Annotated in this window: 9 protein-coding genes and 2 rRNA genes; 5 read left to right on the top strand and 6 right to left on the bottom strand. The window is 51.3% G+C overall.

Features of this window, described 5'->3' with window-relative positions; genetic code table 11:
- From EOE67_RS14125 to EOE67_RS14115, 3 genes are all read left to right on the top strand, one after another.
- A 23S ribosomal RNA gene (locus EOE67_RS14125) occupies positions 1–106 on the top strand; the annotation flags it as partial.
- A gap of 112 nt (positions 107–218) precedes the next feature.
- Positions 219–333: ribosomal RNA gene (gene rrf, locus EOE67_RS14120) — 5S ribosomal RNA — on the top strand.
- Positions 334–522: 189 nt separating this feature from the next.
- Positions 523–1,224, top strand: a complete 702-nt coding sequence (locus EOE67_RS14115) for a 2OG-Fe(II) oxygenase (protein WP_127699974.1) — start codon at positions 523–525, stop codon at positions 1,222–1,224.
- A 61-nt stretch (positions 1,225–1,285) separates the two neighbouring features.
- Here EOE67_RS14115 and EOE67_RS14110 read toward each other — a convergent pair whose 3' ends face one another.
- Positions 1,286–1,756, bottom strand: a complete 471-nt coding sequence (locus tag EOE67_RS14110; RefSeq protein ID WP_240652824.1) for a GNAT family N-acetyltransferase — start codon at positions 1,754–1,756, stop codon at positions 1,286–1,288.
- 245 nt (positions 1,757–2,001) lie between these two features.
- Here EOE67_RS14110 and EOE67_RS14105 point away from each other — a divergent pair, with 245 nt between their 5' ends.
- The gene (locus EOE67_RS14105) at positions 2,002–4,014 is read left to right on the top strand and encodes a PhoX family protein (protein WP_127699973.1); all 2,013 of its coding nucleotides are present in this window, start codon (positions 2,002–2,004) and stop codon (positions 4,012–4,014) included.
- A 202-nt stretch (positions 4,015–4,216) separates the two neighbouring features.
- Positions 4,217–5,494, top strand: coding sequence for a lipase family protein (locus EOE67_RS14100; RefSeq protein ID WP_127699972.1), 1,278 nt, complete (start codon positions 4,217–4,219; stop codon positions 5,492–5,494).
- A gap of 7 nt (positions 5,495–5,501) precedes the next feature.
- On the opposite strand, the gene EOE67_RS14095 is transcribed toward EOE67_RS14100, so the two are convergent.
- From EOE67_RS14095 to ylqF, 5 genes are all read right to left on the bottom strand, one after another.
- On the bottom strand, positions 5,502–6,404 hold the full coding sequence (locus EOE67_RS14095) for a DMT family transporter (RefSeq protein ID WP_240652823.1): 903 nt from the start codon (positions 6,402–6,404) through the stop codon (positions 5,502–5,504).
- Between the two features lie 8 nt (positions 6,405–6,412).
- Positions 6,413–7,342, bottom strand: coding sequence for a cysteine synthase CysM (gene cysM, locus EOE67_RS14090; protein ID WP_127699971.1), 930 nt, complete (start codon positions 7,340–7,342; stop codon positions 6,413–6,415).
- Between the two features lie 101 nt (positions 7,343–7,443).
- Positions 7,444–8,196 (bottom strand): TrmH family RNA methyltransferase, encoded by a 753-nt coding sequence (locus tag EOE67_RS14085; protein ID WP_127699970.1) that lies wholly within the window; start codon positions 8,194–8,196, stop codon positions 7,444–7,446.
- 128 nt (positions 8,197–8,324) lie between these two features.
- Positions 8,325–9,989: an amidohydrolase gene (locus tag EOE67_RS14080; RefSeq protein ID WP_127699969.1), complete on the bottom strand. Its 1,665-nt coding sequence runs from the start codon at positions 9,987–9,989 to the stop codon at positions 8,325–8,327.
- A gap of 90 nt (positions 9,990–10,079) precedes the next feature.
- Positions 10,080–11,015 (bottom strand): ribosome biogenesis GTPase YlqF, encoded by a 936-nt coding sequence (ylqF, locus tag EOE67_RS14075; RefSeq protein ID WP_127699968.1) that lies wholly within the window; start codon positions 11,013–11,015, stop codon positions 10,080–10,082.
- Positions 11,016–11,080: the final 65 nt, after the last annotated feature.

Below are 11,080 nucleotides of genomic sequence, written 5' to 3'. Positions count from 1 at the left end.
GAGTACACATAAGGGTTGTTGGAGACCACAACGTTGATAGGTGAGGTGTGGAAGCGTAGTGATACGTTAAGCTAACTCATACTAATTGCCCGAGAGGCTTAACCATACAACGCCCAAGTTGTTTTGACGCGAAAGCGTATGAAAGTAAGACGTGCTTAAAACTACTATCAAGATTAAAAATCAAGCTTGTCTAAGTTAAAGAAGCTAAACAGTTTTTGCCTGGTGGCAATAGCGCTGTGGAACCACCTGAATCCATTCCGAACTCAGAAGTGAAACGCAGCTGCGACGATGGTAGTGTGGCAGATGCCATGCGAGAGTAGTACACCGCCAGGCTCCCAATCAGTCAAAAAGCCCGCTCAGTGAGCGGGCTTTTTGCATTTCCAGTAGGTGAAAATCTCTTCGTTGAAGCTCGCCACTCCTAAATTTAACTTTTTCGCTTCAATCTGCTGACCTGATCCAGTATTGTGATGCCACAATAAACAAAGGCTGACCATACAGCCGGAAGCAACTCCAGGGTTAACCATGTCCGATTTTATTGAAGTGTATGACGATGCACTCAGTGCTGAGCTTTGTGCTCAGCTTATCTCAGCTTTTGACCACAGTCCCCATCTGACGGCAGGCCGCACCGGTGGTGGTGTTGATACCACTAAAAAAATCAGTACGGATTTATATCTGAACGAATATCCGGAATATTTACCGTTATTACAGCAAGTATGGGCCACCACCACGCGTTATGCCGTTGAATACTTTAAGAAATACCATTTTGCCCTGATAGCACCGGTGGCTCTGACTGTGCAACATCCAAAAACTGGCCAGCCAGTGGCGTTGACGCATGAGAATTATCCGGAAATAGCTGCCGATAAAACTGAAGATTTTATGAAGGTGTTGTATCGGATGGGGCCTATTCAGGCGCAGAAATATCAAGCGGGACTTGGCAATTACAATTATTGGCACTGTGAAGTGTATCCACAGGCGCCTTTAAATGAGCCTTTGCATCGTACCTTGTTGTTTATGTTCTATTTAAATGACGTGGCAGAAGGCGGGCAGACCGAATTTTATTATCAGCAAAAAGCAATTTCACCAAAAGCTGGTCGGATGGTGATAGCACCAGCTTATTTTACCCACACCCACCGTGGTTGTGTGCCGGTTTCGAATGATAAGTACATCTTAACCAGCTGGATTTTGCTGAATCGCGCTGAACAGCTTTATCAGGCTCCGGGCTAACGAATAATTGCCGATCAGAGGGCTGATCGGCAATTATTTTGTAGCAGAAGCAGATTCAACCCTACCCGGCAGCATGGCTCACCGCTAAAATCATCTTCAGATGCGGAATATCATCTTCCAGATAAGGTTCACTGGCGGATACAAAACCCATACTTTCGTAAAAGCGTTGCAGATAACACTGCGCAGAAATATGGATATCAAGCCCAGGCCAACCTTCTTTGGCAGTAGCGATTGCTTTGGCCACCAACACTTCACCAAGCCCTAAGCGACGGGCGGTTTGGGCGACGCAAACACGTCCGACCCCAGGCGCACCAGCAAAACTGACATCTGGCGGTAAAATACGGGCATAAGCTAAGATTTTACCGGCCTTTTTCAGCAAGATATGTCGGGTTTCCGGGTGTAAATCTTTGTCGTCAAGTTCCGGATAAGGGCAATTCTGCTCTACCACAAACACATCCACCCGCAATTGCAACAAGGCGTATAACGTATAAGTGTCCAGATCGTTAAACCGGACTATGTCCCATTCCATCATCGTACTGCCCATCCCATCTTGTTGTTTCCCATACTATACCAGAGCGTTGTCGGCGTTACCTAGCATGAAACGACACCGCCACGGCTTCAGTCTGAAATCACCACCAGCAACGCTGCGAAGTGATTGTCTTAATTATGTCAGCTACTTGTCCTGATTTTGTCACTGTTCTATCACTGACCTGACATCTGCAGCGTTTGTAATACCGGCGGGAAAATTACAATGAAACCAAGCCAATTGGAGCTCGCATGCAGAACAACACCGGTTTTGAAATTGATAACAGCGGCATTGATCCGCAAACAAACTTTTCAGCGAATGCTGAATTCGCTGATATTTTAGCGGCGAATATGCAGCGTCGTAGTTTTCTAAAAGGTAGCTTGGGCACCGCAGTAGCGACGATGTTTGGCGGTAGTTTAATTGGCTGTAACAGCAGCAGTTCACCAGCGCCTATCGCTTTGCCTGCCGCAGTGCAGCCACCTCCAGCACCAGTATTGATGGGTTTTAATGCTATTGCGACTAACCGCCTTGATACTATTACCGTGCCTGATGGTTACACCGCGCGTTCTTTTTTGCCGATGGGTACACCATTGACCGGCAATTACCCGGCCTATCGCGAAGGGGGGACTAATACTGGCGCCGAGATGGAACAACAAGTTGGCGCGCATCATGACGGCATGCATTTTTTTCCATTGGATGCCCGCACGACCGGTAACAATAGCGCCGAAGGTTTATTGGTGTTTAACCACGAATATTGTGAACCAGCCACTTTGCACCAGAATGGCCCGACTGGCTTACCTCGTCCGGCAGACGAAGTTCGCAAAGAAGTTGCGGCACACGGCGTCACTGTTGCGCACGTCAAAAAAGACGCCAGTGGTCAGTTCCAACTGGTGCAGGGCAGCCCACTGAATCGCCGGATCACCGGTGCAACGCCAATGGATATCAGTGGCCCAGCCCGTGGTCATGCCAAAATGGTCACCAAATACAGCACCGACGGCACCCGCACCCGCGGCACCTTAAATAACTGTGGTAATGGGTATACGCCGTGGGGCACATACCTGACGGCCGAAGAAAACTGGGCCGGTTATTTCGCCAATACTGATGCGGCGCAGCCACGTGAACATAAACGTTACGGTGTCGCGACCAAAACCAGTCGTTATGGCTGGGAAACTGCCGATTCTGGTGCCGATCAGTACCAACGTTTTAATGCCTCGACCATTGCAACCGATGCCGATCGTGATTATCGCAACGAGCCAAATACCTTTGGTTGGATTGTCGAAATTGACCCTTTTAACCCAGATAGCGTGCCACAAAAACGCACGGCCTTAGGCCGGTTTGGTCATGAAGGTGTGGTGTTCGCGCCAGTAGTCGAGGGTAAGCCGGTGGTGTTTTATTCCGGTGACGACTCTACTTTTGAATACATCTACAAATATGTGTCCAAAGCACCTTATTACAAAGCCACGGCCGGCGGCCATTTATTGAATGACGGTACTTTGTATGTCGCCAAATTTAACGCCGATGGCAGCGGTGAATGGCTGGCGCTCGATTACAACTCTGAAACCTTCCGCGCTAAAGCCCTGGCGGCCAACGTCGAATTTAGCAGTCAGGCTGATGTGCTGATTAATACCCGTCTGGCAGCCGATGTTGCTGGCGCCACCAAAATGGACCGTCCGGAGTGGGGCGCAGTACATCCACAAAGCGGCGAAGTGTATTTCACTTTGACCAATAATACTGCCCGTACTGCAGCGCAAATAGATGCCGCGAATCCAAGAGCTGCAAATGCTACCGGCCATATTATCCGCTGGCGTGAACGTTCTGCCACCGCTGCCTTTGACTGGGATATTTTTATGCTGGCCGGTGATGTGGGTACCGCAACGCCTGGTACCGATTTAAAATTAACCGCCGACAACCACCTGGCAAGTCCGGATGGCCTGGCGTTTGATAAAAATGGTTTGCTCTGGATCCAGACCGATATGAGCGGTTCGCAGCAAGGCACTGGCCCTTATGGCAACAACCAAATGGTGGTGGCTGACGCTAAAACCCGTAAATTAAAGCGGTTTTTGGTCGGGCCAATTGATTGTGAAGTGACAGGTATTAGCTGGACGCCGGATATGAAAACGATGTTCGTCAATATCCAGCATCCGGGCGACCGTTCAACTGTCACGAAGTTAACCAGTACCTGGCCAGCGAATGACAGCACCAGTCGGCCACGTTCGGCGACCGTGATTGTCACCAAAAACGATGGTGGCGTAATTGGTTCGTAATTGCTGACCTAACCGTTAGACTTTAAATGCCGGCTGAACGTCGGCATTTTTATTTAAGGCCTTCCTGAAATATAAACCCAGATCATTGCTGGTCGGAACAGGCGTAGCCGCGTATAATTTGCGCAAATTGCCGGCGCCTGAAAATGCTCAGGTTCCCAATAGCCCGGTTGCATTGCCGCTTTAACGTCAGATTTTGAAATTCATGAGTTTAAAAAAGTTTGCCCTCTATAAATTAGTTCTGCTGGCGCTGGTCATGGTATCGGTGGTGCTGAGCTACATTCCTGATCTGCCTTATCACGTGCCGACTGCCGACACCGCCGCCCAAAATTTCCATGTGATTGAATTTGATGATCATGGCGAAGCGCATTTACCAGCACAATGGCAGAGCCTGCACCAACGAATTACCCAAACCTATGTTGGACCAGCGCCGGAACTGGTGATTTTTATCCACGGCTGGCACCACAGTGCCAAACCTGATGACGACAACTTCGTCGCTTTTCAGAACTTTTACCAGCAAATGGCCACCAATGACCCACAACGTAATCTGCTCGGGCTGTATGTCGGCTGGCGTGGTGACAAATATGATCCACTGTTCCTCGATGGCTCCACCGATGCTGATAGCCAGGTGGAACCTTTAGATTTTCCAACGATTTATCAGCGCAAAACGGTGGCCAAACGCATTGGTCAGAAAGGATTGAGTCAGTTGCTGGATGAGCTTGATGTGTTGGTAGAACAACGCAAATTACAGCGTTATGTGTTGGTCGGGCATAGCCTCGGCGGTGCTATTGCCTTGCATGCCAGTAAAGATCGGATCAAAACCGCGATTGAGCGCCAGCAGGACAACCCAAATTTGTTTATTTTGTTGAATCCGGCAGTCAACGCCCGTGAATACCGACCGCTGGACAGTCTGCTCAGTATCGATCGGCAAAAACCTTCGATGGTGGTGCTGCAATCCAAAGGGGATTTTGCGCTCAAAGAAGCGTTTACCTGGCTAAAGGATGGCGAACGCGCGGTGGGGAATTCCTGGGCCATTACCCATGACATTGATAAATGCCCGGCGGGTAATTGTCAGACGCCACTGAAAATGCCCGCTGCTTTGCTGGAACATGATCAGAAGCCTGGTTGCATGATGACGCTGGATCGCTCCGGCTGGAAAGTTCGCGCCAGATTGCAGGCACGACGCACAGTGCAAAGCTGCCCCGATGCTAATATGCAGGCGGTGTGGGTGCTGGCCGTTTCCGATGACATTATTTCTGGCCATAACGGTATTCTGACACCGGACCATGGCAAAGCGTTGTCGGAAGTGATGAGTATGATTGATTTGTATCGCAATCAGCTGCCGGCTGATGCGGTGAAACAAGCGCAGCAGCTGCGATTACTGGAGCAGCAGGCTGAAGCTTCTTTTTCAGTTGATGACAATCCGGTTGCAGAGAGTTCTGCAGCGCAGACTTCGCCAGCTGTGGCGGCTGATCAGTACTAATCCTGAATTAATGCTGTAAAATCAACACCGTACCCAGCACCGTCAATAAAGCACCTAACCAGGCACCGATGGCCGGGCGACGGCGATATACCAGCCACAACAGCGGCAATACCACCACCGGGCTCACCGACGACAACATCGCGACAATACCGGCATCTCCATCTTTTAACGCCTGTAAAATCAGCGTCATGCCAATGCCCATCGACAGCAGCGCATTAAAAGCGACCATCGCCAGCACTTTTCTAGTTAGCGGCAAATAACTGCGCGCGACTTTAAAACCCAGCCAGAGCAACACTAAATGGCAGCAAAGCGCTGTGGTCATCCGCACCGCCGAAGCTGCAATGGCGTCGATATCGGTTTCCATCAGTGGCTTGAGCATCAGCGTCGATACCGCCTGGCATAAAGCCGACAGCAAACCTAAGCCAATGCCAATGCCCAGTTGATGGCTGCTGGTTTCCCAATGATGCTGTTCCGCCGCGCGTTTGCCAAATAAGATCGCACTCATCACGCCGCTGACTAATAAACCGGAACCAAGCAGCGTCCAGCCCCAAATCGTTTCGCCCAAAAACAGATAAGCCAGCACCGCCGAAAACAAGGCATGGGTGGCGAATAACACCCCGGCGCGGCGCGGTCCTAAGCGGTTCATCGACGCAAAAAGTGCGGTGTCGCCAATCAAAATGCCGATGATGCCGGACAGCGCCAATAGCCACAGTTTATCGGGTGGCAGGGTTTGCCAGCTGCCAGCGTAAATGGCGACCGACCATAACAGCACACTGGCACAGGCCATCCGCCAACGGGTAAAAGCAAAAGCGCCGAGATGCGCCGATGCCGGGGCTGAAATTAAACTGCCAATTGCCCAGCATACTGCCGCACCAAGCGCCATCCATTCATAACTTATGGCAAAACTCACAGCGATCCTTAGTCAGCGCGGTCCGGCGCTTCATCAAATAATCCAGAAGATAAATAACGATCACCGCGGTCGCAGATGATTGCCACAATCACTGCGCCCGGCTGTTGTTCCGCCAGTTTGATCGCAGCAAATACCGCGCCGCCGGAACTGACTCCGGCGCAAATGCCTTCAACCCGCGCTAACTGCCGGGTCGTGGCGACCGCATCGGTTTCGCTGACATCGATCACCTGATCAACCCGTTCTTTTTGATAAAAACCCGGCAGGTAAGCTTCAGGCCAGCGCCGGATCCCCGGGATAGAACTGCCTTCTGATGGCTGTAAACCAATGATCTGAATCGCCGGATTTTGTGCTTTTAAAAAAGTCGACACACCCATAATGGTACCGGTAGTGCCCATACTGGAGACGAAATGTGTGACAAGGCCTCGACTTTGCTGCCAGATCTCTGGCCCGGTACTGCCAAGATGAGCCGCCGGATTATCCGGGTTATTAAATTGGTCCAGCACTATGCCCTGGCCTTGCGCTTGCATCTGCAAGGCCAAATCGCGGGCACCTTCCATGCCTTGGGCTTTGCTAACCAGAATTAACTCAGCGCCATAAGCCTGCATCGAGGCTTTGCGCTCGCTGGTGGCGTTGTCCGGCATGATCAAAATCATCCGGTAGCCTTTAATCGCCGCCGCCATCGCCAGCGCAATACCAGTGTTGCCGCTCGTCGCTTCGATGATGGTATCGCCGGGTTTGATGTGGCCGCGCAGTTCAGCCTGCACAATCATATTCAGTGCTGGCCGGTCTTTCACTGAACCTGCCGGATTGTTGCCTTCGAGTTTCAACAGCACCGTGCTTTGGGTGTGCGCGGCCAGCCGCTGTAATTTCACCAGTGGCGTATTGCCGACAAAAGCTTCGATGGTTGGGAAATCAGGTCGTAAATCAGTTTCAGACATGGGCAACTCCGGACGGGCGGTGGGCGCTTAGTGTACCGGAAGTCGGGGGGCGCTACAAAATTTGCTGCTCACCACCCGCTGATTCTCAACTGCCATAGAATTTATTCGGTCGAAGACAACCGCTGCAAATTATCGACAATCACTGCGCAGGCGATACCGACGTTCAGCGATTCGGCGTCACCAAAAGCTGGAATAGTGATGCGGCGGCTGATCAAGGGTTCAAGTTCGTTGCTGATGCCATTGGCTTCATTGCCGAGCACGATAAAACCACCGCTGCTGGCCAGTTGCAGCTGATGCACTGATTCACCACCAAGATAAGCGCCAAATACCGGCTGGCGGACTTTGCCCAGCACTTCAGCCAGTGGTTGATAATGCAGTTTTACCCGTAAAAACGAGCCTTTGGCGCTGGCGATCACTTTAGGATTAAAGGCGTCGACGGTATCGGTGGAACATAAAATATGGCCGATACCGTACCAGTCGGCGATGCGGATAATAGTGCCGAGATTGCCCGGATCGTTGATCTGATCCAGTACCAATACCCAATCACCGTTTTGTTCGGCAAATGGCGCGTAGTGCGGTAATTCCACCACCGCGATGGCGGCGTTGTTGCTGGTAAAGGTGCCGACTTGTTCTAATTCGCTAGCGGTGCATGGATGCGCCAGTTCAGCGGCGATCGCAGCGTCTGGATGACGGCCCAGAAAATCAGCAGTACCAAACAAAGCTTTCACTGGCCAGCCGGACGCCAGCACTTCCATTACCGCTTTTTCGCCTTCGACAAAAAACAGTTGTTCGGCTTTGCGGAATTTTTTTAAATGAAGGGATTTAATGAGCTTGGCCCATTTTTGACTAATCATCGGTTGTCCTGCAGCTGGAAAAAGTACGGACGCTCGGCGCGTCCGTGATCTGAATATCTGGCAGTGTAGCTGGTGCTTTTACAAATCGCAGCAGAATTTCGCTGCGCTTATTGGCTCATCAGTTGCCGCTAGTTGCGACGAAACACCTGTTTGCCGCCGACATAAGTCTGCAGCACCTGCGTCTGCCAGATTTGTTCTGGTGGCACTTGGGTGAGGTCGTGGTCAATCAGAATAAAATCCGCCCACATGCCGGGCTGCAAACTACCCATGGCTTTTTCCTGATAAGCGCCATAGGCTGCGTCTGTGGTAAATGAGCGCAAGGCCTCAGTCACCGTCAGTTTTTGCTCGGGCAGCCAGCCGCCAACCGGTTGGTTCTGTTGATCCTGACGGGTCACAGCTGCGTGCAGGCCATGGAATGGATTGGCAAGTTCGACCGGATAATCGGAACCACCAACAATAATACTTCCTTGATCTACAAAACTCCGCCAGGCATAAGCACCACGCAAACGGGCGACACCCAAGCGGTCACCGGCCATATTTTTATCGGAGGTAGCATGGGTTGGCTGCATTGATGGCAACACCTGCAGTTTGGCAAAACGGGGAATATCCACCGGTGCAACAATTTGCGCATGCTCGACCCGATGGCGACCAGCCTGGCGATCTTTATCGCTGACCAGCAGTTCAAAACGGTCCAGCACCAACCGGTTGGCATAATCACCAATGGCGTGCACGTTGGCCTGAAAACCAGCGTTGATGGTCATTTTCATCAGCTGCGTTAACGCATCAGGCTGGGTCACCAGTAAACCCCGTTCTTTGGCTTTGTCGCTGTAATCAGCCAGCAAAGCGGCACCGCGGCTGCCGAGCGCGCCATCGCCGTAAATTTTCACTGAACGTACATCCAGCACATCGGTTGGATCGTCAATCGGGCCTGCTTGCAGCCATTTTTGTAACATCGGATCAGTGGCAGATAACATGGCATAAATACGCAGCGGAATTTTTTGTTGTTGCTGTAACGTCTGGTACGACGCCAGATTGGCCGCATCTACACCGGCATCATGGGTACTGGTAATGCCAAGTGCCAGCAGATGTTCAAAAGCAGCAGTTAGTGCGGCCTGGCGTTCAGCTTCGTTTTGTTGGGGGATTTTCTTTTCCAGCAAACCCATGGCGTTATCGATTAACACGCCGGTTGGATTGCCTTTGTCATCCCGCAAAATTTGCCCACCCGGTGGGTCGATACTTTCTTTGGTGATGCCCGCTAGTTGTAAGGCTTTGCTGTTGGCCCAACCGGCATGGCCGTCGACGCGGCTCAGCCAAACCGGTTTATCGTTGATTTCTTCATCAAGTAAGGTGGTGCTGGGGAATTGCTGCGTTGGCCATAACACCTGATTCCAGCCACGGCCTAAAATCCACTGTGCCTGGGGCTGGGTTTTGGCAAAGGCCGCGACTTTGGCCACCGCTTGTGCTTCACTGCTGCTGGTGCGAAGGTCAACCTGCGCCAGGTTTTGGCCGAGTCCCAGTACATGACCATGGCCGTCAATTAAGCCTGGCAACAGGGTTTTGCCCTGACCATCAATCACTTTTGCATTTGGGTAGTTTTTGGCGAGGTTGGCATCACCCCGCGCTAGCACTTTGCCGGTGACGTCATCGAATACCAGGCTTTGAAACGGCACTAATGTGCGTTTTTCATCAAAACCATAACCTTGAATCTGACTGACCACCACCGGAGCGGCGAGGGCGGGTGTTGCGGTGACGACCGTCAGCAACACCGCCTGATAAACGCGGGACAACAACATAACAAACTCCATATTCCTGGGACCTAAACCCGCCATCATTGCTGATGTTGGGAATGGATGGCGGGCGCCAGGTGTTGGAGTTTTCCAACTTTATCGGTATTTCTTTTTCGCCTTACGCGCCCGTTCTTTTTCGCGCTCCGCTTTTTCTTTTTCGATGCGGGCTTGTTCTAACTTAGCATCGGCTAATTCTTGTGTCACCATATCCGGCGTTTCCAGGCTGACCGGGCCGAATAAACCGGCACGCAATTCTGTAATCAAAATTGTACCTGCCTTGGTTAAATCGACGATGCCACCTTTCACCATACAACCACGGCGCTGGCCAATGGCATCCAGCAAAGCTAAGTCATTTTCCGGCTGCTCGCTCAGTTGATACCGCGCCATCACCTGCTGTGGATAGGCTTTGAGTAAATAATCGGCGGCGAACATGGCGATATCAGCGTAATCAAAGGCGGTATCTTTAATGCCGCCAGTGACGGCTAAGCGGTAACCACAGCTGGCTGGGCTCAGTTTTGGCCATAAAAAGCCCGGCGTGTCGGTCAGAATGACGTTGTTATCCAGTTTGATCCGCTGCTGCGCTTTGGTCACACCCGCTTCGTTGCCGGTTTTGGCAATAATTCGTCCGGCTAAAGTATTGATCAGCGTTGATTTTCCGACGTTTGGGATCCCCATAATCATCGCGCGGGCACCACGGACGTCGAAGTTGCGATCGGGTAATAATTCGGTGCAAAGGTCTAATAAAGCGCGGATTTGACCCGGATCTTGTTGGCTGATTGGAATGGCTTTCACGCCGGATTGCCGCTCAAAATGCTCTTGCCATAACTTGGTGATCGCCGGATCGGCTAAATCGGCTTTATTCAGCACCTTGATACAAGGCGTATCCCCACGCAGTTCCGGCACCAAAGGGTTTTCGCTGGAAAATGGAATGCGGGCATCAATCATTTCAATAATGACATCGACCTGCGGCATCACTTCGGCGATTTCTTTGCGCGCCTTGTGCATGTGTCCTGGAAACCAGTTAATAGACATAACAAACCCTTGTGACACCAGACCCGAAGGTTCTGGCAAAAATACCAAACAGAATGCTGCTAGTT

The sequence above is a fragment of the Rheinheimera riviphila genome (genome assembly GCF_004005945.1).
In the GTDB taxonomy this organism is placed as follows: domain Bacteria; phylum Pseudomonadota; class Gammaproteobacteria; order Enterobacterales; family Alteromonadaceae; genus Pararheinheimera; species Pararheinheimera riviphila.
This window is presented reverse-complemented; position numbering and strand designations above follow the sequence as displayed.